Origin of the sequence: Vreelandella lionensis (assembly GCF_002087295.1) — a bacterium.
Classification (GTDB): Bacteria; Pseudomonadota; Gammaproteobacteria; order Pseudomonadales; family Halomonadaceae; genus Vreelandella; species Vreelandella lionensis.
In genome coordinates this window covers 40,198-63,438 of the sequence record NZ_MWVI01000012.1, presented here as the reverse complement: position 1 = coordinate 63,438, position 23,241 = coordinate 40,198, and the positions used below count along the sequence as shown (strand labels likewise).

Annotated in this window: 16 protein-coding genes and 6 pseudogenes; 15 read left to right on the top strand and 7 right to left on the bottom strand. The window is 60.8% G+C overall.

The features are described 5' to 3' along the window. Positions 1-95 precede the first annotated feature (95 nt). The 3 genes and pseudogenes from lptG to B4967_RS20615 form a co-directional block, all read right to left on the bottom strand. Positions 96-1,166 (bottom strand): annotated as a pseudogene (gene lptG / locus B4967_RS01535) (LPS export ABC transporter permease LptG). Beyond that, positions 1,166-1,558 carry an LptF/LptG family permease gene (locus tag B4967_RS20620; RefSeq protein ID WP_340638666.1) on the bottom strand — a complete coding sequence of 131 codons (393 nt, stop codon included), beginning with the start codon at positions 1,556-1,558 and terminating at the stop codon, positions 1,166-1,168. The pseudogene lptG and the gene B4967_RS20620 overlap by 1 nt, the downstream one beginning before the upstream one ends. Positions 1,559-1,601: 43 nt before the next feature. After that, positions 1,602-2,246, bottom strand: coding sequence for an LptF/LptG family permease (locus B4967_RS20615; RefSeq protein WP_340638665.1), 645 nt, complete (start codon positions 2,244-2,246; stop codon positions 1,602-1,604). A 136-nt stretch (positions 2,247-2,382) separates the two neighbouring features. Between B4967_RS20615 and B4967_RS01525 the strand changes: the two genes are divergently transcribed. The 14 genes and pseudogenes from B4967_RS01525 to B4967_RS01465 all read left to right on the top strand — a co-directional run bounded on the left by B4967_RS01525 (position 2,383) and on the right by B4967_RS01465 (position 19,444). Further along, positions 2,383-3,903, top strand: a complete 1,521-nt coding sequence (locus B4967_RS01525) for a leucyl aminopeptidase (protein ID WP_083023170.1) — start codon at positions 2,383-2,385, stop codon at positions 3,901-3,903. 155 nt (positions 3,904-4,058) lie between these two features. Next, entirely contained in the window at positions 4,059-5,180 is a 1,122-nt protein-coding gene (locus tag B4967_RS01520) for a branched-chain amino acid aminotransferase (protein WP_083023169.1), read from the top strand. Between the two features lie 82 nt (positions 5,181-5,262). Then, positions 5,263-5,694, top strand: coding sequence for a DNA polymerase III subunit chi (locus B4967_RS01515; protein WP_083023167.1), 432 nt, complete (start codon positions 5,263-5,265; stop codon positions 5,692-5,694). Positions 5,695-5,753: 59 nt separating this feature from the next. Beyond that, positions 5,754-6,956 (top strand): MFS transporter, encoded by a 1,203-nt coding sequence (locus B4967_RS01510; RefSeq protein WP_083023164.1) that lies wholly within the window; start codon positions 5,754-5,756, stop codon positions 6,954-6,956. 62 nt (positions 6,957-7,018) lie between these two features. After that, a pseudogene (locus tag B4967_RS01505) lies at positions 7,019-9,865 on the top strand (valine--tRNA ligase). A 205-nt stretch (positions 9,866-10,070) separates the two neighbouring features. Further along, on the top strand, positions 10,071-11,120 hold the full coding sequence (locus tag B4967_RS01500; protein ID WP_083023162.1) for an aminoglycoside phosphotransferase family protein: 1,050 nt from the start codon (positions 10,071-10,073) through the stop codon (positions 11,118-11,120). Positions 11,121-11,144: 24 nt separating this feature from the next. Then, positions 11,145-12,362, top strand: coding sequence for an ABC transporter substrate-binding protein (locus B4967_RS01495; protein ID WP_083023161.1), 1,218 nt, complete (start codon positions 11,145-11,147; stop codon positions 12,360-12,362). 36 nt (positions 12,363-12,398) lie between these two features. Beyond that, positions 12,399-14,086 (top strand): annotated as a pseudogene (locus B4967_RS01490) (ABC transporter permease). A gap of 24 nt (positions 14,087-14,110) precedes the next feature. Next, positions 14,111-14,746: an ATP-binding cassette domain-containing protein gene (locus B4967_RS01485; RefSeq protein WP_083023159.1), complete on the top strand. Its 636-nt coding sequence runs from the start codon at positions 14,111-14,113 to the stop codon at positions 14,744-14,746. Next, complete coding sequence (locus B4967_RS20610) at positions 14,733-15,188, top strand: glycosyltransferase (protein WP_340638664.1); 456 nt, start codon at positions 14,733-14,735, stop codon at positions 15,186-15,188. The genes B4967_RS01485 and B4967_RS20610 overlap by 14 nt, the downstream gene beginning before the upstream one ends. A 13-nt stretch (positions 15,189-15,201) precedes the next feature. After that, positions 15,202-15,453: a hypothetical protein gene (locus tag B4967_RS20605; RefSeq protein WP_340638663.1), complete on the top strand. Its 252-nt coding sequence runs from the start codon at positions 15,202-15,204 to the stop codon at positions 15,451-15,453. After that, positions 15,443-15,928: pseudogene (locus B4967_RS01475) on the top strand (TIGR04282 family arsenosugar biosynthesis glycosyltransferase); the annotation flags it as partial. The gene B4967_RS20605 and the pseudogene B4967_RS01475, both read left to right, overlap by 11 nt. A 192-nt stretch (positions 15,929-16,120) precedes the next feature. Then, positions 16,121-18,265: pseudogene (locus tag B4967_RS01470) on the top strand (FAD-dependent oxidoreductase). Positions 18,266-18,310: 45 nt separating this feature from the next. Beyond that, the gene (locus tag B4967_RS01465; protein WP_340638662.1) at positions 18,311-19,444 is read left to right on the top strand and encodes an FAD-dependent oxidoreductase; all 1,134 of its coding nucleotides are present in this window, start codon (positions 18,311-18,313) and stop codon (positions 19,442-19,444) included. 12 nt (positions 19,445-19,456) lie between these two features. Here the strand turns inward: B4967_RS01465 and B4967_RS01460 are convergent. Beyond that, positions 19,457-19,908, bottom strand: a pseudogene (locus tag B4967_RS01460) (META domain-containing protein). 156 nt (positions 19,909-20,064) lie between these two features. Between B4967_RS01460 and B4967_RS01455 the strand changes: the two are divergent. After that, the gene (locus tag B4967_RS01455) at positions 20,065-20,778 is read left to right on the top strand and encodes a hypothetical protein (protein ID WP_083023157.1); all 714 of its coding nucleotides are present in this window, start codon (positions 20,065-20,067) and stop codon (positions 20,776-20,778) included. Between the two features lie 19 nt (positions 20,779-20,797). Here the strand turns inward: B4967_RS01455 and B4967_RS01450 are convergent, their stop codons facing one another. The 3 genes from B4967_RS01450 to B4967_RS01440 are packed head-to-tail and all read right to left on the bottom strand — an operon-like array spanning position 20,798 to position 23,165. Further along, on the bottom strand, positions 20,798-22,162 hold the full coding sequence (locus B4967_RS01450; RefSeq protein WP_161491460.1) for an ATP-binding protein: 1,365 nt from the start codon (positions 22,160-22,162) through the stop codon (positions 20,798-20,800). Next, positions 22,159-22,821 (bottom strand): response regulator transcription factor, encoded by a 663-nt coding sequence (locus B4967_RS01445; RefSeq protein WP_083023154.1) that lies wholly within the window; start codon positions 22,819-22,821, stop codon positions 22,159-22,161. Before B4967_RS01445 ends, B4967_RS01450 begins: the two co-directional genes overlap by 4 nt. Before the next feature lie 2 nt (positions 22,822-22,823). Continuing rightward, on the bottom strand, positions 22,824-23,165 hold the full coding sequence (locus B4967_RS01440; protein ID WP_083023153.1) for a hypothetical protein: 342 nt from the start codon (positions 23,163-23,165) through the stop codon (positions 22,824-22,826). Positions 23,166-23,241: the final 76 nt, after the last annotated feature.

Here is a 23,241-nt window from a genome sequence, read left to right as displayed (position 1 = left end):
GCGGCCTATTCCTGCCGGCCAAACGTCATCTAATTGAGTGAAGCGTCGCGTGTTTGTCACTGTGTTGTCCCCTGTTTCAACCTAATGCGAGCCGGCTAGCCATTACGACGCAAGAAATAGATCCCTACCACCGCACAGGCCAGCGTTGGCACCAACACTGCCCAAACGGGTGAAAAGCCAAAAATGGTGGAGGCGGGTGCCAGCAAATCCTGCACAAATTTAAAGATGAGCCCCGTCACCACGCCAAAAAAAAACCCGCCTACCCGCCGCCACAGAGCGCAGCGGGCCAAACACAAACGAGGCAGCAATCAATACCAACGAGCCCATGGTGAGTGGCATGAGCACTTTCTCCCAGAAGTAGAGCAGCGGCTGATCCGCCTGCAGGTTTTGGCTTTGTAGGAAGTTGGCGTACTCCCATAGCTCGCTGGGGGCTTGGCTTTCGATATCGCGCAGAAGCCGCTCCAACTGAGTGGGCGTGAGCGCCGTTTCCCAGGCGGCGGCTGGCTGGTAGTCCGATTCGGTGCGGTCATCGAAAATGCGTGTAGTGGTGACACCCTCCAACAGCCAGGCGCCCTCGTCCCAGTAGGCGCGATTAGCATGAGTAGCTTCGATCACGCGGCGCTCATCAAAGCGGTAGCGGGTTAAATCCAGCACCACGTTATCCGCCCGAATGGCACCAAAGCGGTAAACGCTATCGCCTTCGAACTGCCAGCCGCTGCGAGTCACCAACATGGCACCCTCACCTTGGCGCTGCTCTAAGCGCCGCGCTTCGGCGTACTGCTCGGTCCGTGGGCTGACAAACTCCGCGACGAGTAGCACGACCACAACCACCAGCAGCACGGGCTTCACCACGCCCCACACAATCCGCGCCGGCGACCGGCCAGCAGCACGCATCACCGTGAGTTCATTGCTAGAGGCCATGCTACCCAGGCCAATGAGCCCCCAATCAGCACCGCCACTGGAGCGTACTGATAAAAGCGCCAGGGCAACCTCATACCTAAATAGAGCAGCACGTCTTGTGCGCTATAGTCGCCCTGGCTGCCGCCTAAATCACCAATGTAGGCAATGGTGATATCCAGCCCCAGCAGTACAAACTGCCCCACCACAATGGCTGCAAGCACTTTGCGGGCGATATAGCGATCCATTTGATCCATAGCGATCAGCATTAGCGCATTCCTTTACGTTGTGAGTGCCACAGCAGCAGCAATCCAAGCCCTAAGAACAGGCCATGCACGGGCCACACACCCCCGGCAACCGCTAGAGAGCCACCGCCAATAGCATCCACCGCTGCCAGCAACAGGCTTAAATAGGCGACGTAAAGAAATACCGCAGGAAGTAGCTTGCCAAAGCGCCCTTGACGCGGATTCACCCGAGAGAGCGGCTGGGCCAATCGCGCCAAAATAAATACCATTACCGGCAAGCCTGCCCGCCACTGAAACTGCGCCTGCGCTCGTGGGTCTGGGTCGTTCCACAGCTCAGCGGTGGTCGCATACTCAAGCGAGTTTAACTCCTGGCGATCACGGCTTAGCCCCAGCCGCAGCGTATAGCGCTCAAAAATTAAGCGTTCTGCATCACGCCGACCTGGCGTTACGCCGTAGCGCTCACCATCTTCTAACCACTAAGAAGCGGCTGCCAGTCTCGACACTTGTCTCCTGATAGCCCGTTCCTGCTCGCGTAATATAGCTATGCGTCTTTTCAGCACCGGCCATAGGCTGCTCATGCACCAGCACCTCCTGCATTTCCGTGCCGTCGCTATTGAAGTCAGTGATATAGCCTGTGCGCCCGCCGCCAAAATCTTGGAAACGCCCTGGCGCTAGCACTGAGACATCTAAACGGCTGCGCTGCTCTTCTAATGTGGCCTCAGTTTGCAACGCCCCGGCAGGGGTTAGCCACAGGCTACACAGCCCTACCAACACCGCGACCACCGTTGCGGGCAGCAGGGTTACCCGTAAAAGCCGAGTGGGGCTCATACCGCCGGCCACCACGACGGTGATTTCGCTGTTCATATAGAGCTGCCCATAGGCCAACAAAATGCCTAAAAAAAACGACAGCGGCAGGATCAGTTCCATAAACCCAGGCAGATGAAAAACCATCAGGCTGCCAAGAATCGTGACGGGAAAATCGCCCTCGGCGGCGTCCGAAAAGTAACGGATAAAACGGCTGCCCATAATCACCACCAGCAGGATGCCCGCCACAGCGGACATCGTCAGTAACACTTCGCGAGTTAAGTACCGAAATAAAATCAACGCACTCTCCGACTAGTGGTGCAGGTTGCCATGCAATGCGCCCATGGCTTGGGTTACACTAATCAAAACTGGTAGCAAACACTAAATAACGGGACATTATCCCGAATCACTCGTTGCTTGTCTTGTTGGAGACGTCATGGAATTTTCCGTTCAGACCGCGAACCCAGCCAAAGCCGAAACGGCTTGCCTCGTTCTCCCTGTTTATAAAGGTAGCGATTTACTGCCCGCTGTCGCCAAATTAGACGACGCCAGCGAGCGATTAATCGGCCAGCTATTGGAACGTGGCGATTTTGATGCGGTACTGGGCAACACTCAATTGGTGCCCTTCGCGCCGGGCCTGGGGGCCGACCGCATTCTGCTGGTAGGCTTGGGTGAGCGTGACAAATGCCAAGAGGCTGCGTTTATTAAAGCCTTAGACGCTGCGATGACGGCCCTAACCAAGCTTCCCATCGATGAAGCCTGCGCTACCTTTACCGATGTGCCATTGGCAGATCGCGACGCTGCTTGGAAGGCCCGCAAAACCCTGGAAGCCGTCGAGCGCGCCATCTACCGGTTTGACCAATTCAAGTCATCCCCCGCCAAAGCGCCCAGCTTGGCGAAGCTCACGCTGATTGTTAGCGATGCAGACGACGCCCCCCTGGCCAAGCAAGGCGCCGCCCTAGGCACCGCCATCGGGCAGGGCATTAATTTCACCCGCACGCTCGGCAACCTACCGGGCAATGTGTGCACGCCTCGTTACTTAGCTGAGCAGGCAGAAGCGCTGGGGCGTGACTCTCAAGGCGCGCTCGCCGTCGACATTTTAGACGAAGAGGCACTGGAAGCCCTGGGCGCTCATTCACTGCTTTCAGTAGGCAGTGGCAGCGTCGAGCCAACACGACTCATCGTGATGAAGTACCAGGGTGCAGAAAACCCAGAGGAAGCGCCCCACGTACTGGTAGGTAAAGGCATCACCTTCGATACCGGCGGTATTTCGCTGAAGCCCGGCGAAGGTATGGATGAGATGAAGTTTGATATGGGCGGCGCGGCCAGCGTCTTCGGTACCGTCAAAGCCGTGCTTGCCATCAAACCCAAGCTCAACGCCGTGTTTATCGTTGCCGCTGCCGAGAACATGCCTGATGGCGCCGCCACCAAGCCGGGCGACATCATAAAAACCCTGAAAGGCCTGACGGTTGAAGTGCTCAACACCGATGCCGAAGGCCGTTTGGTACTGTGCGACGCCCTCACCTACGCCGAGCGCTTTACCCCGGCCAGCGTGGTCGATATCGCCACCTTAACGGGCGCGGCCATTATTGCCCTTGGCCACCACGCCACCGGCCTGCTCTCCAACGACGATGACCTAGCGCTTGATCTGCTGGATGCTGGTGAAACCGCCTGGGACCGCGCGTGGCACCTGCCGCTATGGGATGAGTATCAGGAGCAGCTGGACTCCAACTTCGCCGACTTAGCCAACATTGGCGGTCGCCCGGCGGGTACGATTACCGCCGCCTGCTTCCTATCACGCTTTGCCGACCACTTCCCTTGGGCGCACCTGGATATTGCAGGCACCGCTTGGCATTCGGGCAAACAAAAAGGCGCCACCGGCCGCCCGGTGGGTCTACTGACCCAATACCTGCTCGACCGTGAAGCCGACGCCCAAGTCGAAAATGGCGACGCCTAACCACACAAACAGACCAACAATGGTTGCCTTTCGTTAACGCAACCGTTAAACCTGAAAGTATGAGCGTGTGCCATCGGTTAACAGGCGCACGCTACCCCAAACGATACGCTTATATATGCCCTTCGGGGCCTTGGCTCTAGCGGAGAGAACACGCCGTGCCCACAGCTTCAGATGCTCAACTTGAATCGCGTTTTGAAATTTTGCCGTCCAACCAGCCGACGGCCGATGACATTCGTGAAAACATCCTGCAAAACCCAGGATTTGGTAAATATTTCACCGACCACATGGCCCACGTGCGCTGGACCGTCGATGCCGATTGGCACGGCCACCAAGTACGCCCCTACGGCCCGCTCACCCTGGACCCCGCCGCTTCCGTGCTGCACTACGGCCAGGAGATTTTCGAGGGCATCAAGGCGTACCGCCATGCCGATGGCTCTATCTGGACCTTCCGCCCAGAGAAAAACGCCGAGCGTTTTCGCCGTAGCGCCCGCCGCCTAGCGCTGCCCGAGCTTTCCGATGACGACTTCATCGGCTCGCTGAAAGCACTGCTGGCCCAAGACCACGCCTGGGTACCCACCCCGGCTAGTGAAGCCGACGAGTGCAGCCTCTACCTTCGCCCGTTTATGATCGCCTCAGAAGCCTTCCTTGGCGTGCGCCCGGCTCACGAAGTCGACTACTACGTGATTGCATCCCCGGCGGCGGCCTACTTCAAAGGCGGAATCGAGCCGGTCTCTATCTGGCTCTCCTCACACTACAAGCGCGCGGCCCCTGGAGGCACCGGCTTTGCCAAGTGCGGTGGCAACTACGCCGCATCGCTGGCCGCCCAAAAAGAAGCCGCTGCCAACGGTTGCAGCCAGGTCGCCTTCCTGGACGCTGCTGAAAACAAGTGGATCGAAGAGCTGGGTGGCATGAACCTGTTCTTCGTTTACAAAGATGGCCGCATCGTCACACCGCGCCTGACCGACACCATCTTGGAAGGCGTGACCCGTAACTCTGTCCTCACCCTGGCCAAAGACGCGGGCCTCACCCCCGAAGAGCGCGCGATCAGCATCGACGAGTGGCGCGAAGGGGCCGCCTCCGGCGAGATTACCGAGGTCTTCGCCTGCGGTACGGCTGCCGTGATTACCCCGGTGGGCGAACTGGTCACGGAAAACGAGCGTATTCGCCTGCAGGGCGATGGCAATAACGAAGTGGCTAAGCGCATTCGCAAGACACTGCTCGACCTTCAGTATGGCCGCAGCGACGATAAATACGGCTGGCTGACCCGCTTGGTATGACCCTCTAGCGTTACCCAACACCTGGCCGCCACTCACCGTGGCGGCCAGGCTGCCAAGCGCGTTGACCCCGCTGGAGCCACCGATGGCACGCATCGATTTTTATATTCTGCCCGATACCACCCTTGAAGCGCGTTTACAGTTCGCCTGCAAGCTCGCCGAGACGATCCACCGCAAAGGGTATCGACTGCACCTGCACTGCGAAGACAAAGCGCTGGCCGAACAGGCCGACGAAGCGCTGTGGCAGTTCCGCGATGATGCTTACCTGCCCCATGCATTGGAAGATAGCGAGCTAGCCGACAGTGTGCCCATCACACTAGGCTGGCAGCAGCTACCGGTGCCCACTGAAGAGACGGCGCTGCTTAATCTACACCCCGATATTCCCGATGGTATTGAGCACTTCGCCCGAATTGCCGAGATCATCAACCAACACCAACACGTGCTGGTCGCTAAACGCGCCTGCTGGCAGCGCTACAAGGCGCTTGGGCATGAGGTCGTGCCGCATAAGCTGGGGTAGCGCTCTGCACGTTAAACGTCCCAAGCCCCATAACAACAACTCAATGGATGAGATTGCCTATGCTTTCCCATACCTTTCTAGCCCGCACGCCGCTAGCGGTCATCGTCATCGCCCAGCTGTTTGGCACCTCGCTATGGTTTAGCGTTAACGGTGTCGGCTTAGCGCTGCAGGACGCCGTAGGCCTTAGCGAGAGCGACCTCGGGCTGCTCACCATCTCCGTGCAGGCGGGGTTTATTACCGGCACCCTGCTGATTGCGACCACTGGCTTGGCCGACCGCGTGCGCGCCAGCCACCTGTTTGCGATGTCTGCTGTACTTGGCGCGCTGATTAACGCGGCCTTTATTAGCGTCGCAGATAGCGTCACCTTGGCGGCAGTGGCACGTTTTTTAGTCGGGCTTTGTCTGGCGGGCATTTATCCGCTGGGCATGAAGCTGGTGGTGAGCTGGACACCCACTCACGCAGGCTCGACGCTTGGCTGGCTGGTCGGTATGCTCACCCTCGGCATTGCTTCGCCGCACCTGCTGCGTGGCCTTACCCTACACCTGCCTTGGCAGTGGCCGCTGCTGTTGGCCTCTGCCCTCGCCCTATTGGCTGCGCTGATGATTTTCCAACTCGGCGTTGGGCCACACCTTCCGGCTAAGGCCAACGGCGGGCGGCCCTGGGCGGGGCTTGCCGCATTTAAGCAAAAGAACTTCCGCGCCGCCGCGCTAGGGTACTTTGGCCACTGCTGGGAGCTTTACGCCCTCTGGGCGCTGGTGCCCTTTTTGGTCGCCAGAGAGCTGGAACGCTTAGGCGCGGCCCCGGGCCTGCAGCCGTGGCTAAGCTTTGCGGTCATCGCCTTGGGGCTTCCCGGCTGCGTATGGGCAGGCTGGTGGAGCCGACGTATCGGTAGCGCGCGGGTCGCGTTTATCGCGTTGGCGGTATCTGGCACCCTGTGCCTTATTTATCCGCTGCTAGGCGGCCTCTCCCCCTGGCTGCTGCTGGCGCTGCTTGCCCTATGGGGCGTTAGCGTGATTGCCGACTCTGCCCAGTTCTCTGCCCTGGCGTCTGCCAGCGCGCCGCCGGAGCGGCTGGGCGCGGCGCTGGCCATGATGAATGCGATTGGCTTTGGCCTCACGATTCCCTCCATCGCGCTGGTCACGGCGCTATGGGCAAGCCAAGGGCCTTGGGTGATTTGGTGGTTGCTACCTGGGCCAGTGCTTGGGCTGATAGCCATGCGTGGATTGCACCTACGGACGCATCTCCGCACAACACAACCCTGACGAGCGCGGGGCGTTCGCGCTATACTTGCTCCCATTTTTTGCAAGCCGTGAGCCGACTCCCCATGGAAAAGACCTACCAACCCGAACAGATCGAAACCCGCTGGTACGAACGCTGGGAAGCCGATAACCGCTTCGCCCCGTCTGGCCGCGGCAAGCCCTTCTCGATCATGATTCCGCCGCCCAACGTGACCGGCAGCCTGCACATGGGCCACGCGTTCCAGGACACCATCATGGACACCCTGACGCGCTGGAAGCGAATGCAGGGCAACAACACCCTATGGCAGGTAGGCACCGACCACGCCGGTATCGCCACGCAGATGCTGGTGGAGCGTAAGATTGCCGCCGAAGAGGGCAAAACCCGCCACGATCTCGGCCGCGAGGCGTTCATCGATAAAGTGTGGGAGTGGAAGGAAGAGTCCGGTGGCCACATTACCCGCCAGCTGCGCCGCATGGGCGCCAGCGTAGACTGGAGCCGCGAACGCTTCACCATGGACGACGGCTTCTATAAAGCGGTTCAGGAAGTCTTCGTGCGCCTGCATGAAGAGAAGCTGATCTATCGCGGCAAGCGCTTGGTGAACTGGGACCCTACCCTGCACACCGCCATTTCCGACCTGGAAGTGGAAAACAAAGAGCAGCAGGGCAGCTTCTGGCACTTCCGCTACCCGCTGGCCGACGGCGTCAAAACCGACGACGGTAACGATTACGTGGTGGTCGCCACCACCCGCCCCGAAACCCTGCTGGGCGATACCGGCGTGGCGGTTAACCCGGAAGACCCGCGCTACGCCTCCTTGGTGGGCAAATTCATCGAACTGCCGCTGGTGGGTCGCCGTATTCCTATCGTGGCGGACGAGCACGCCGATATGGAGAAAGGCTCCGGCTGCGTGAAGATCACCCCGGCCCACGACTTCAACGACTACGAAGTCGGCAAGCGCCAGAACCATCTGCTGATCAACGTCTTCACCAAAGATGCGACGATTCTTGAACAGGCGGAAATCTTCGACCTAAAAGGTCAGCCGCAGCCCGATGAAGACGCCAGCCTGCCGGCCAAATACGCGGCTTGGATCGTTTCGAAGCACGCAAGCAGATCGTCGCCGATATGGATGCCCTCGGCCTGCTGGTGCAGGTAGAGAGCGTTAACAACACCCTGCCCTACGGCGACCGCTCCGGCGATGTCATCGAGCCGCTGCTCACTGATCAGTGGTTCGTGGCCGTAGAGAGCCTCGCCAAGCCCGCCATCGAGGCGGTGGAGAACGGCGACATTCAGTTCGTGCCAAAGAACTACGAGAACATGTACTTCGCCTGGATGCGCGACCTGCAGGACTGGTGTATTTCTCGCCAGCTGTGGTGGGGCCACCGCATTCCGGCTTGGTACGACGCCGACGGCAATGTTTACGTGGCCAGAAGCGAAGAGGAAGCCCGCGAGAAGCATGGCCTGGGCGCTGACGTGGCGCTGACCCAAGACGAAGACGTGCTGGACACCTGGTTCAGCTCGGGCCTGTGGACATTTGGCACCCTGGGCTGGCCGGAAAAAACCCCGGAGCTGGAAACCTTCCACCCCTCCAGCGTACTGGTAACGGGGTTTGACATCATCTTCTTCTGGGTCGCCCGGATGATCATGATGACGCTGAAATTCACTGGCGAAGTGCCCTTCAAAACCGTTTACGTACATGGCCTGGTGCGCGACGGCCAGGGTCAGAAGATGTCCAAATCCAAGGGCAACGTGCTGGACCCTATCGACCTGATCGATGGCATCACGCTGGATGACCTGCTGGAAAAACGCACCGGCAACATGATGCAGCCCAAGCAGGCCAAAGCGATTGCCAAAGCCACCAAAGAAGAATTTAAAGACGGCATCGAGCCCCACGGCACCGATGCGCTGCGCTTTACGTTCCTTTCCCAGGCCACCACCGGGCGCGATATCAAGTTTGATATGAACCGCCTGGACGGCTACCGCAACTTCTGCAACAAGCTGTGGAACGCCTCGCGCTATGTGCTGATGAATGCCGAAGGCGAAGATTGCGGCACCAGCGGCGAAGAGGTGGAGCTGTCGCTAGCCGATCGCTGGATCATCTCCCAGCTACAGAAAACCGAAGCGCAAGTCACCAAGGCCATGGACGAGTACCGCTTCGACCACGCGTCCCAAGCGCTGTACGAGTTCGTTTGGAACGAGTACTGCGACTGGTACCTGGAACTTTCCAAGCCGGTCCTGTGGGACGAAGCGGCCAGCGCCGAAGCCAAACGCGGCACCCGCCGCACCCTGGTGCGGGTACTAGAAACCATTCTGCGCCTGGCTCACCCGATGATGCCCTATATCTCTGAAGAGATTTGGCAGCGCGTGGCACCGCTGGCGGGCACCTATTGTGGGCGACGATGCCTCCATCATGCATCAAGCGTGGCCGGAAGCCGACGAGAGCAAGATCGACGAGCAGGCCACCCGCGACATCGAGTGGCTGAAAGGCGTGATCATCGCGGTGCGCAACATCCGCGCCGAGATGAACATCGCCCCCGGTAAGCCGCTGGATGTGCTGCTGACCAAAGGCCAGCCCGAAGATGCCGAGCGCCTGGAACAGAACCGCCGCTTCCTGGCCAAGCTAGCGAAACTGGAAAGCGTGACGTGGCTAGCCAACCCAGAAGACGCCCCGCTTTCAGCCACGCAGCTGGTCGGCGATATGGAAGTCCTGGTGCCGATGGCGGACCTGATCGATAAAGACGCGGAGCTTGCTCGCCTCGCCAAAGAGATCGAGAAACAGGACAAGCTCATCGGTGGCATCGAGAAGAAGCTGGGCAATGAAGGCTTTATCGCCAAAGCCCCCGACGCCGTGATCGAGAAAGAGCGCGGCAAACTGGCGGAATTCCAGTCCGCCAAAAAGCTACTCGAAGAGCAGCAGGCGAAGATCGCCGCAATGTAAGTCAGCGCTAACGGCAGTAGTTCAACGGCACCCCCTGGGGTGCCGTTGTCGTTAATGCGCTTCGCAATCCCAGCCGCTGCGCGCAGCGTCATCGTTTTTTATGATGAACCGTGTAAGGTTGGTCATGATTCTGCCACTGAATGGCAACACCAAAGGTTCAGCCATCGTTAATTCGGCTACCGTTTCTCACACTACGGAATGCGCTATGTCCACACTCTCTGAGGCTCAACTGCAGGCATTAGACACGACCCTGCAGCAAGCGGAGATCGACTACCAATCGCTGTCGCCCATGGCCGATACCGGCCTGGCCCATGACCACGTGTGGATTCACCGCGAAGGGGACGACTGGGTGGCGCGACTGCCCAAGCAGAGCCAGATGAACCTGCCGCCAGCGGAAAACTTGACGTATCAGGCCGCCTGCTACGAACGGGCCAGCCAAGGCGGGCACACGCCACGCCTACACGGTGTACTGCCGCCCAGCGAAGCGGTGCCACGCGGCGCGCTGCTGGTCGAGGCGATTCGCGGACGCTTGGCCGAACTCCCCCAGGACCTGCCTGCCATTGCCGACACACTCGCCAGCCTGCACCGCCAGCCGCTGCCTCGCCAACGCCCGCCGCTGCTGGCCCCCAAATCACCTTGGCAGGCCATGGTGGAGGAAGTGTCTCAGCAGGCCCAGTGGTTGAGCGATGCCCAGCTTCCCAGCGGCATTCACCTGCGTATTCAGCAGGAGCTGGATTTACTGCCCCGCACGCTGGACGACGCCGCTCCTACGCTGATCAGCTTCGATACGCACCCCGGCAACTTTTTAATCACCGACGATGGCCGGGCGGTGCTGGTGGATCTCGAGAAGTGTCGCTATGGCCTGCCGGGCATCGATTTGGCCCACACCTCGCTCTACACCTCGACCACTTGGGACCTCAACAGCCAAGCGGTACTCAGCCTGGATGATGTCGTTGGGTTCTATCGTCGCTGGCAGGCTGCGATGGCCACAGCGCCTGAGATTACGTTGCCAAGTGTCGATACGCTGATTGCTTGCCGACGCGCCACCTGGCTGTGGTCGCTCACCTGGTGTGCCAAGTGGCGCGCTCAGCACCTGCATCGCCAGGATGACGAGCGCCGGGGCGAGGATTGGTCGGCCGAGCTGACCGATGCGGTCGTGATCGACCACGTGCGCGACCGTGTCGAGCACTACCTCTCGCTGCCCATTATCGAACACGTCCACAGTGAACTTCAGTGCCTACAAACCGCTCTATAACCAACTGATTTAATGAGGTGTGCGATGAAACCACGCTCTGCTCTGGCCACCGCCGTGGCGCTTGCTCTAGTCACCTTCACCGCCCCTGCGGTCGCCGCTCCCGACCCGCAAGAGTGGGAGAGCGTACTGGACGCCGCCAATGGCCAAACCGTGTACTGGAATGCCTGGGGCGGCGATGCACGCACCAATCGCTACATTGCCTGGGTCGCAGAGCAGATGCAGGAGAGCTATGGCGTTCGCGTGGAGCACGTGAAACTCGACGATACCAGCAGCGCCGTGGCGCGGGTGCTGGGTGAGCAGCAGGCGGGTAACGACAGCGAGGGCAGCATCGACTTGATTTGGATCAACGGCGAAAACTTCGCCGCCATGCGCGAGCAAGACCTGCTGTTTGGGCCTTTTGCGGAATCGCTGCCGAACTTCGCCCTCACCTATCCTGACGAGAATCTCGAAGTCGTCACCGACTTCACCCTGCCCACCGAGGGCTACGAGTCCCCCTGGGGCAAGGCGCAAATCACCTTCTACTACGACAGTGCCCAAACCGACACGCCGCCTCAAAGCATTGAGGCACTACTCGCCTGGGCCAAAGAGCATCCCGGCCAGTTCAGCTATCCGCGTATCCCCGATTTCACTGGCAGCACGTTCCTCAAGCAGGCACTGATCGAACTGACCGATCAAGATGAAGCGCTTTACGCGCCGGTCGAAGACGCCGATTTCGAGGAGATCACCGCACCGCTGTGGGCTTACTTGGACGAGCTTCACCCACATTTATGGCGCAGCGGCCGTAGCTTTCCCGAATCCGGCCCCAACCTTCGTACGCTAATGAGCGACGGCGAACTCAGCCTCGCTTTCTCGTTCTACCCCACCGATGCCGCCGTGGCGGTGATGGAGTATGAGCTGCCGGAAAGCGTGCGTAGCTATGTGCTGGAAGGCGGCACCCTGGGCAATGTGCACTTCGTGGCGATTCCCTACAACTCACCCCATAAAGCGGGTGCAATGGCGCTAGCCAACTTCCTGCTCTCCCCGGAAGCGCAAGCCCAGAAGCAGTCGCTCAGCATGTGGGGCGACCGCAGCGTGTTAGCGATCCAGCAGCTTGAGCCGAGCGACCAAGCGCTCTTCGAGCAGGGCGAGAGCCACCCAGCAGCGCGGCCCGCCGATGCGCTCTCGCAAACCCTCGCCGAACCCCACCCCAGTTGGATGAACGCCCTACAGGATGCTTGGCTTGAGCGTTACGGTGTCAACTAAACGCACGACTTACACCCGCATGCGACTCACTGAACCATGCTGCGGCTAGCGCCTATTGTGATCATTGCCCTGCTGGTGATGCCCGTCACCGCAGGGCTTGGCATGGTGCTGCTGCCTGCGTTTGGCTACCTGCCGGTATGGGGAGCGAGCAGGCCAATCTCTCCGCTTGGCAAATGCTGTTCGCCCAGCCGGGGCTTGGCCGCTCGGTGGCGGTGAGTTTTGCCAGCGGCTTGGCCAGTACGGCGCTGGCGCTGCTGATCGTCGTGCTGTTTTTAGCCGCCAGCCAAGGCACTTGGCTGGACCGCAGCCTACGCCGCTTGGTATCGCCCCTGCTGGCGATCCCCCACGCGGCGGTGGCGTTCGGCTTTGCGTTCTTGATCGCGCCTTCCGGGCTGATGGCACGGCTCATCTCCCCTTGGCTCTCCGGCTGGGAAGCACCCCCAGATGCGCTGATCGTCAACGACCCCTGGGGGTTGGCGCTCACCTTTGGCCTGGTACTCAAAGAAGCCCCGTTTCTCTTGTTGATGAGCCTGGCGGCGCTGCCCCAATTACAGGCGGAACAGCGCCTGCGACTGGCGCGGTCGCTGGGCTATTCGCCCACGCTTGCCTGGCTCAAAGTAGTGCTTCCTTCGCTCTATCCATTGATACGCCTACCCATCTACGCGGTCATTGCCTACGCCACGTCGGTGGTGGATATGGCGCTGATTTTGGGGCCACGCTTGCCGCCCACCTTGAGCGTCTCGATTCTTGGCTGGTTTAGCGACCCGGACATCACCCACCGCTTTATGGCATCTGCCGCCGCGGTGCTGCAACTGCGCGTGACGCTGGCCGCACTGCTGAGCTGGTGGCTGTTAGAGCAGCTAGCCCGCAGGCTTAGCCAGCGCTGGCTGACCAACGGCGACCGGCAGCGGGGAGAGGCCCTCTTCACCGTAACAGGCCGAGCGGGGCTAACCCTGGCAAGCCTAGCCGCGCTGGCCGCGCTGATCGGGTTAGGGCTTTTCTCGGTGGCCGGGTTTTGGCGTTTTCCTGAGCTGCTGCCGCAGTCGTTTACCTTCGACCACTGGCAGCGCAGCGCCGACATGCTGGCCGGGCCGCTGGTGAATACCGCGCTGGTTGCGCTGCTCTCGACCGGCTTGGCGGCCGTGTTGGTCGTCGCCACTCTTGAAAACGAGCAGCGCCAGCAGATTCACCCTACCCGTTCGCTCTGGCTGCTCTACTTGCCGCTGCTGGTGCCGCAAATCGCATTTTTATATGGCTTAGTGGTGGCCGCCGAGCGCCTGGGCATTCGCCCCCAGCTGGCGCTGGTGGTGGCGGGCCACCTGCTGTTCGTGCTGCCTTATGTGTATCTCTCGCTAGCCGAGGCCTACCGCCGCTTAGATCCTCGCTGGCTCTACATTGCGCAGTCGCTGGGCGTCTCGCGCCGCCGGGCGTTTTGGCGCGTGCGGCTGCCGCTCCTACTCGCCCCGCTGCTTACCGCCGTGGCGGTGGGTTTGGCGGTGAGTATTGGCCAATATTTACCCACCCAACTATTAGGCGCAGGCAGAGTACCAACAGTGACCACTGAAGCCGTGGCGCTGGCCTCTGGAGGAAACCGCCGCTTAATCGGCGTGTGGGCGCTGGTGCAAGCGGGCCTGCCGCTTGTAGGCTTTATGGCCGCCGTCGCCCTGCCCCGGTGGCTAGGCGCTCCACGCCGTGCCCCTCTCAACGTTCAACGCCAAGGTTAAGACGCCCTGTGGATAAGGAACCCCGTGAATAACGCTGCCAATGCCCTGACCCTAGAGCAAGTAAGCATTCACTTAGCTGGCCGCCCGCTACTGCATGTGGACGCCACGGTGGCCCCCGGCGACGTGCTCACCGTGATGGGCCCCTCGGGTTCCGGCAAATCGACACTGCTGGCCTTTATCGCCGGCTTTTTACAGAGCACGTTCACCGCCCAAGGGCAGGTTCGCCTTGGCGACACCGACGTACTCAGCCTGCCCGCCGAGCAGCGCGGCGTTGGCCTGCTGTTTCAAGACCCGCTGCTGTTTCCCCACTTGAGCGTCGGCGGCAACCTGCGTTTTGGCCTGCCCCATCGAAGCTCGCAAAAGAGCGCACAGATTGCCAAAGCGCTCGAGCAGGTAGGACTTGCGGGGTTTGAAGCCCGCGACCCGGCCACGCTCTCTGGCGGGCAGCAGGCTAGGGTGGCGTTGATGCGTTTGCTGCTCTCCCAGCCCCGCGCCGTGCTGCTGGATGAACCCTTCTCCAAACTCGATACGGCGCTGCGCCAAGAGATGCGCGCCCTGGTCTTCGGCCAACTGCGGGAGGCGGGCCTGCCTGCCCTGCTCGTTACCCATGACGAAGCCGATGCCACCGCTGCAGGAGGGCCGATCATTGCCCTTGGCTGATCCACACCCCGCGCCTGCGTCCCTGAGCATCATCATTCCCATGCTCAATGAGGCAGCGGGTATTCAGGCAACGCTCACGCGGCTGCAACCGCTGCGCGCCTCAGGCGTTCAACTCCTCGTCGTGGATGGTGGCAGCACCGATGCCAGCGTGGCCCTCGCAGCACCGCTGGCCGATGCGGTACTCAGCAGCGCCCCCGGACGAGCACGGCAAATGAACCTGGGTGCGCAGCACGCCCACGCCCCGGCGCTGCTTTTTTTGCATGCCGATACCCAACTGCCCCCCGGCGAAGAGCAGCGTGCGGTGGTAGATCTACAAAAGGCGCTGGCCCAACACGCTTGGGGGCGATTCGATATTCAGCTCGCGGGGCGAAGCCATTGGCTGCCGGTGGTCGCGAGCTTGATGAACCTGCGCTCGCGGATTAGCGGTATCGCGACCGGCTGACCAAGGCATCTTTGTGCGCCGCGATACGTTTTGCGCGCTGGGCGGTTTTCCCAATCAGCCGCTGATGGAAGACATCGAACTCAGCAAACGCCTGAAGGCGCATTCGCCCCCCGCCTGCCTGCGCCAGAAGGTGATAAGCTCGGGCAGGCGCTGGGACGAGTTCGGCGCTTGGCCCACCATTCGCCTCATGTGGCGGCTACGCTACCGCTATTGGCGCGGTGTCAGCGCCACTCAATTGGCTAAGGAGTACCGCGATGCACGTTAAGCTCGCCGCGCCCCACCTGCACCTGCTGGCCAAAGCGCCGCTGCCGGGGCAGGCCAAGACGCGTTTGATCCCCTGCTTGGGCGCAGAGGGCGCCGCCGAAGCCCACGCCGCCATGGTGCGCAACTGTGTTGCCCCCGGCTGCGAAGCGCTGGGGGCGGAGAATGTCACGCTGTGGACCTCGTTAGACCCCCACCACCCGCTATTTTTAGAGCTTCAGGCCCAACACGGCATGGCCTTGGCCGCCCAAGAGCAGGGCGATGTGGGCAGGCGCGTTCGCCATGCACTGAACAGCACCGACGGCCCCGCCATGGTGATGGGCACCGACTGCCCCAGCATTACCAGCGCCATGCTCAAACGCTGCCGAGCAGCCTTGAGCACCTTTGCCGTGGTAATTCTACCGGCTGAGGATGGCGGCTACGGGCTGATTGGCAGCCACCAGGATCACCCCAGCCTGTTTGAAGACATTCCCTGGGGCACCGAACAGGTATTGAGCGTGACGCAAGCGCGCCTGGCGGCGCTGGGCCTGGAAGCCGGCCTACCCAGATACCATGTGGGACATCGACCGCCCCGAAGATTGGCAGCGCTGGCAGCAGTTGCGTCACGCCAGCGTGTAAGGAAACGTTCCGTTTTAGCACTGAGTACGAACACCTTTTCCAAGGAGCCTGCCATGAACCGTCAGCGCCTGCTGATGTTTGCCCTACTGCTACTGGCCGTGATTGGCTTCTACGTTAGCGGCGCCCATACGTTCTTCACTCTGGATACCCTGCAGGCCTACCGCAGCGATTTTCAGGCAGCGTTCCAGCAGTCGCCCTGGCAGGTGGCGGGCATTTTCTTTGCGGTGTATGTGGCGATGGCTGCACTCTCGCTGCCCGGCGCGTCGCTGTTAACGCTGCTAGGCGGCGCGTTGTTTGGGTTGGGCTGGGGGCTAGTGATCATCTCATTTGCCAGCGCCATCGGCGCGACGCTCGCCTTTCTACTCTCACGCTTTTTGTTTCGTCAGCCCATCGAAACAACGCTTTCCCCGCCAGTTCCACACGGTGAACCGGGGCGTCGAGAAAGATGGCGCGTTTTATCTGTTCACCCTGCGTTTGGTGCCCATTTTCCCGTTTTTCATGATCAACCTGGTGATGGGGCTAACGCGGATTAAAACCACCACGTTTTACTGGGTGAGCCAGCTCGGGATGCTGCCCGGCACGGCGGTGTACGTGAATGCGGGCGGCCAGCTCGGCGAGCTGGAAAGCCTGAGCGGCATTATCTCGCCTGGGCTCATCGCCTCGTTTGCGCTGCTGGCGGTGTTCCCCTGGGTGGCCCGCCGCATTGCACTGATGGTGCAAAAGCGCAACGCCTACAAAGGCTTCACTCGCCCTAGCCGTTTTGACTACGACATCGTGGTGATTGGCGGCGGCTCGGCGGGGCTGGTGACCAGCTATATCGCCAGCGCCGTGAAAGCCAAGGTGGCTCTCATCGAAAAGCACAAGATGGGCGGCGACTGCCTTAACACTGGCTGCGTGCCTTCCAAAGCCTTGATTCGGGCTGCCCGCGCGGCCCATGAAATTCGCACAGCAGACCGCTTTGGCGTGAGCGCCAGCGAGCCCAGCGTGGATTTCGCCAAGGTGATGGGGCATGTGCATCAGGCCATCCGCGATATCGAGCCCCACGACAGCGTCGAGCGCTACACCAAGCTCGGCGTGGAGGTGTATCAAGAGCACGCCACCCTCGTTTCACCATGGGAAATTCGCGTGGGCGATCAAACCCTCACCGCTCGCCATATCGTGCTGGCCACCGGAGCGCGCCCTCGCGTGCCGCCCTTGCCCGGCATCGAGCACGCGCCGCTGCTCACCTCTGAAAACCTCTGGTCGCTCACAGAGCTGCCCAAACGGCTGGTGGTGCTGGGTGGCGGTGCGATTGGCTGCGAACTGAGCCAAAGTTTTGCCCGCTTAGGTAGCCATGTCGTCTTGGTAGAGGGCGCGCCGCAATTGCTGGGCCGGGAAGATAATGAAGTTGGCGAGCACGTAGAGCGTACGCTCACTCAAGAGGGCGTGACGGTGATGACCGGCGCGAAAGCGCTGGAGGTAAACCAAGTCGACGGGGAGCATCAGCTTGTTATTGAACACTTGGGTGAGCGCAGCACCCTAGCGTTTGATTATCTACTGGTGAGCGCGGGCCGTCAGGCCAACGTGGAAGGGTTAGGACTGGAGGCGCTAGGGATTACCACCACCGACGGCGGCACGCTGGCCCTCAACGAGCGGCTGCAAACGCGCCTGCCTAACATCTGGGCCTGCGGCGACTTAGCGGGCCCCTACCAACTTACCCACGCGGCCGCCCATCAGGCGTGGCACGCCGCCGTGAATGCGCTGTTTGGCGAGCTGAAAAGCTTCGCGGTGGACTACCGCTTTATGCCTACCGTTACCTACGTGCAGCCGGAAGTAGCGCGAGTGGGTTCAACGAAAAAGAGGCCACCGCGAAAGGTGTCGCCTTTGAAGTGACCCGCTACGTCATGAGCGAAAGCGACCGCGCCATTGCCGAAGGCGCGCCCGAAGGCTTTATCAAAGTGCTTACCGTGCCCGGCAAAGACAAAATTCTGGGGGCGACGATCGTCGCGGAGAACGCAGGGGAGTGGCTGGGTGAGTTTACCATCGCCATGAAGCACGGGCTGGGGCTGAATAAACTGCTCGGCACCATTCACCCCTACCCCACACTAGGCGAAGCCGCCAAAGCCACCGCAGGCGTTTGGAAAAACGCCCATAAGCCAGAACGAGTGCTGGCACTGCTGCAGAAGTACTTTAGCTGGCGGCGCGGTGAGGGCCAATGACACGGCAGCTACTGCTCATCGGCGCGGGTCACGCCCACGCCCTTCGTGCTGGAGGCGTTTGCTCAGCGCCCGGATAAAGCGGTGTCGATCACCGTCGTAAGTGACAACCCATTTGCCGCCTACTCGGGCAGCGTGCCTGCGTGGCTTTCTGGGGAGTGCACGCTGCGGGAAACTCAGATGGATATCGCGGCGCTCTGCCTGCGGGCAGGGGCTCGCCTTATTGCATCTCCAGCTGTGGCGTTATGCACGAGCGAGCGTCAGGTAACGCTGGCGGATGGCAGCGTGATTGCGTTTGACGTGGCCTCCTTCAACGTCGGCTCGACGCTCGCGTTACCGCAAGTTATTGCCCCGCAAAGCGATGAGGCGATCGGGCCAAAAGGTATTGAGGAGAATACGCTGCCCACGCTGCTGGCCATGCGCCCGCTCAGCTCGTTGCACCACCGTTGGCAAGCATTACGCGAAGAGGTGGCCAAACTGCCAGCAGGAGCGCATCAGATCGTTGTGAGCGTAGGCGGCGGCGCAGCAGGCTGCGAGACGCTGATGAGCGTCTTGGCGCAGCTTCGCCAGCAGCGCCCGGACATTCACTGGCAAGGCGAGCTGATCAGCGCCGCCAAAACGCTGCTGCCCGGCGCTGGCTGGCTGCCCCGCTGGTTAACGGCGCGAGCGCTCACACGTGCGGGCGTGCGCGTCCATACAGGCGTGCGAGGGCACGCCTTGGTACCCGGCGGCGTGCAAACCGACACCGGCAACCACATCGCCGCGGATATCGTGCTCTGGGCGACCGGAGCCGTGGGGCAAACGTGGCTGCAGCAAACGGCGCTGCCGTTGGATGAGCAAGGCTTTATCCCGGTGGATACGTCACTTGAGGTCATCGGCCAACCGGGCATCTTTGCCGCTGGCGACTGCGCTGCGCTGCGCTCGTCACCGCTGCCTAAGGCAGGCGTTTATGCGGTGCGCATGGGGCCCGTATTGGCAGAGAATTTACGGGCTGCCTGTCACGGCAAACAGCTCACCTCGTGGCAGCCTCCGCGTCGCGTGCTGGCACTGATTGGCACCGGCGACGGTCACGCCATTGCCAGCCGTGGAGCGATTGGCTTTTCGGGGCGCTGGGTATGGCAATGGAAAAAGCGGATTGATGCGCGCTTTATCGCTCGCTTCAACCCGCCTTTTAATGACTAAGCCGATAGCGGCTTAGTTAGCTTCCCGCCAGCCGCCGAGCACACGGCTATCCGGTCCGAAGAACACCAAACGGTCGTGGTCGATCAAGTAACGATACGCGGTATCCAGCATATCGGTGACCCGCTTGGCGTCTTCCATATTGGGGCAGGCCATTCGGGTGGAGGCCAGTTCGCTAACTCAATGCGCTGGCTTTCGCCCAGGCTCACCTTGCCGGTGAACTGGTTGCAGCCATCCGAGCCGCTAACCTTGCCGTCGCGGCCGATGCGGAAAAACGGCGTCTCGGGCATTGATAGCCGTTCATCGGTCCCTACCAACAGCAAGTTCCAGCGCTGCTCGACCACTGGCCCAGAGAGCGTGCCGCCTTGCGGCGCGTCGATTCGCTCTTGCTGCGGTGCGCTGCTGCAGCCCGCCAGCGTGACCATGCTTAGCGCGGCTAGCCATCCCTTTATGCCCTTTGGTTTCATATCGACTCCCTTATCCGATTAGCTCGTTAATCCTGAATCAAACTTGAACCGATGATTTAGTCTCGGTTCAGCAGCGGTTGCGTAGGCTTGGCATTGTCACTTGCGGGGCTAACTCTTCACAAGCTTGCCCCAACTTGCCAACAAGAGGAAACCACTATGCAACCGACTCCATTAAAAGCCCTGGCTGCTGCCATCTGCACCCTTGCCCTCTCCGCTCCGCTGGCGGCGCAGGAAGAGGTGCGCATCAACGGCGAAGTGGTCGAACGCTTCAATGACCTGCTCGTGGTCGATGAAGGCGACCGTCGTCTGCTGGTTCGCCCGCGAGGCAACAGCGGCGAGCGCTTCCAAATAGGCGACGATATTATGGTGGAAGGCCGCTTGGAAGGCGATACCGTCACCGCCGCGTCGCTGCGCGGCTCGGCAGATGAGCCAGGCAACGGTGAGCAGCCACAAAGACGCGTCGTAGCACCCAATGTCGAAAATCTACAGCGCCAGCTTGAAGCACAGGGCTTTGGTGAAATGGTGGAGCTGAAGCGCCGCGACGACGTCTATCGCATTACTAGCGTTAATGAGGAAGGCTACGACGTTCACAGCCTCTTCTCACCGGACGGTGAGTTACTGGAATGGCACATCAAACGTCCTGGGCATGACCGGCCTCACCGTGATGAGAGCCTGTCGAACCTAGAGCAGAGTGACGTGGAGAACGCGCTGAGCGACCAGGGCTACCGTAATGCCGCCCTGGTCGACTTCAAGGGCCGCCATATGGAGTGGATGGCGCAGAATGACGCCGAAGAGCAGGTCATACTGCATGTGGACTACCGCGGCGACGTTTACCGCGAAAAACGCCTCCCCGCGTGGCCCGCTGAATAAACTCACCGCTCTTTTGGCGTTACGATGTACCTGAAAGGTCGCCCTTGGGCGGCCTTTCGGCGGCGGGTAGCGTCAGCTCGACGCGTAACCCGCTGGGCGAGTTGGCGGCAAGCGCCAGGTGCCCCCCGTAAAGCCGCGCCAGATCCTGCACAATGGCAAGCCCCAAGCCATCGCCCGGGGTCGATTCATCGAAGCGCTCGCCTCGCTCCACGGCTTTTAGCCGCTGGGGTTCGGGCATACCCGGGCCGTCATCGCTAATCACCACGGTCAACTGCTCTGGCGATACCAGGCATACCTCGATCATCACCTGCTGACGCGCCCACTTGCAGGCGTTATCCAGCAGGTTGCCCAACAGCTCATCGAGATCCTGGGACTCACCTCGAAACGCTAACGCATCATCGCAATGAACGCTGATATGGAGTGGTGCGGGGCCGCGGGCGTATACATGGCGCATCACGCTCACTAGCCCCTCTAGCGTGGCTGCTACCGGGGTGCGCTCGCCCATGTGGTAACCCGCACCGACGGCCCGAGCGCGGCGCAAATGGTGGTCGACCAAGCGCTGCAGACGCGACAATGCCTCCTCGGTGGTGGCGTCGTGTGTCTGCTGAGCCGATAGGCTGTTGGCTAACATGGCGAGGGGCGTTTTGAGGCCGTGAGCTAAGTTGCCCACGTGTTGACGACTGCGAGCAATCACCTCTCGGTTATGGGTCACCAGCGCATTGATCTCATCCACCAGCGGCTGTAGCTCTTCCACCGTGGCGTGGGCTAACTGTTCGCGGTACCCCTGGCGTACCGCAAGAAGGTCGCGACGCAGCCGGGTGAGCGGCTTTAACCCCCAGCGAACTTGCCACCACACCGCCACCGCTAGCCCGATTCCCAGCAGCGCCAGCGAAGCCACTAAAGGAAGGACGATGCGCGACAGGGCATCATCAATTTCGTTTTGTGGGCCGGCCACGGTGATACTCAACGGCGGGCCGCTGCCTGGGGCTGAGAAGTGACGGCCTCGGGCGCGTAGCGCTTCGCCCTCTGGCCCGGTGAGCGCCAGCGCCTGAGAAACATCGCTGGTCAGCGCGGGCAGGCTGGCATTCAGCAGCGAACGCGAGGCAATCAGCACCTCATCGTCGTGGGCAATTTGCCAATACCAACCCGAGTAGGCGCGATCGAACTGAGGGCCGCCAATATCACGGGTTTTGATCAACTGACCCTGCTCATTGAACTCTACAGAGGCCATCAGCCCCAGTAGGTTGGCGTCCAGTCGGGCGTCAAAGGTGCGCTCGGCGTGATCTTTGAACAGCCAGTAGATAAATAGCCCCACGCCCACTAACGCAATGGCACTCCATAGGCCAGCGGATCCTAGCAGACGCGCTCGCAGTGAGAGTTTCACGAGCGGTCGCACAGCCGATACCCCTGACCACGCAGGGTTTCGATACGCTCTGCCCCCACTTTGCGCCGCAACCGACTGATGATCACTTCGAGGGAGTTATGGTCACGATCGTTATCGTAAGAGTAGAGATGTTCGGAGAGCTCGGTACGGCTGACCACCCGCTCAGCGTTATGAATCAGATACACGAGTAGCTGATGTTCAAAGGCGGTGAGTTTTAACGGCAGGCCAGCGAGATGGAAGGTACCTAGCTGAGTGTCATACTCTAGCTCGCCGCTGCGGATCATCACATCAGCGTGGCCCGACGCACGGCGAATCAGCGCACGCAGCCGCATGATAATCTCCTCCATGCGAAAGGGTTTGGTGACGTAGTCATCCGCCCCGGCGCGGAACCCCTGCACCTTCTCACTCCAGCCATCCCTGGCGGTCAAAATCACCACCGGTAGCGTGCGGCCATGTTGTCGCCAATCGTGCAGAACACTTAAGCCATCCCGCCCAGGCAGACCCAGATCCAGCACCGCCGCGTCATAGGTCTCGTGATTGCCCACGTACACGGCTTCGTTACCGTCGTTGACGACATCGACGACGAAACCATTACCCTCAAGCGCTTCACGCATTTGAGCCGCGAGATGCTGCTCATCTTCTACCACTAACACTCGCATTATTAGGCTCCGCCGTTATCGCTGGTAGGCGGCAAACGCGCCTCAATTTGGCCCCTGCCGTCAATTTCTAGAAAACGACCATCTTCGCGGGCAATGCGAATTTTGAGTACGTTGCCTTGGGCCGTCAGCAGACGCAGCTCATACACCTGCTCGCTATTTTCCCAGCCACGTCCGCTTTTCATTTCGATATCGAGTAGTTCGCCCTCATAGCGCTGCTGTACCACGGCGATGGCGTCATCCACCGTCAGGGCGGATTGAGCGACCACCGGCGTAGGAACGCTGACGAACAAGAGTGTGCTCAGCAGGGCGCAGCGAAGCACGCTGCCACGATGGCCACTGTTCATAAAAGACTCCTGGCAAACGCCATACTCTAAGAGTAATCCAACACTATAACGGGAAGCGCCTTAACCTTGACTGAAC

Coding starts and splice junctions, on each gene's coding strand:
- B4967_RS01440 (WP_083023153.1), bottom strand. CDS start 23,165: ATGAACAGTGGCCATCGTGGCAGCGTGCTTCGCTGCGCCCTGCTGAGC.
- B4967_RS01510 (WP_083023164.1), top strand. CDS start 5,754: ATGCTTTCCCATACCTTTCTAGCCCGCACGCCGCTAGCGGTCATCGTC.
- B4967_RS01455 (WP_083023157.1), top strand. CDS start 20,065: ATGCAACCGACTCCATTAAAAGCCCTGGCTGCTGCCATCTGCACCCTT.
- B4967_RS01525 (WP_083023170.1), top strand. CDS start 2,383: ATGGAATTTTCCGTTCAGACCGCGAACCCAGCCAAAGCCGAAACGGCT.
- B4967_RS01445 (WP_083023154.1), bottom strand. CDS start 22,821: ATGCGAGTGTTAGTGGTAGAAGATGAGCAGCATCTCGCGGCTCAAATG.
- B4967_RS01495 (WP_083023161.1), top strand. CDS start 11,145: ATGAAACCACGCTCTGCTCTGGCCACCGCCGTGGCGCTTGCTCTAGTC.
- B4967_RS01515 (WP_083023167.1), top strand. CDS start 5,263: ATGGCACGCATCGATTTTTATATTCTGCCCGATACCACCCTTGAAGCG.
- B4967_RS01500 (WP_083023162.1), top strand. CDS start 10,071: ATGTCCACACTCTCTGAGGCTCAACTGCAGGCATTAGACACGACCCTG.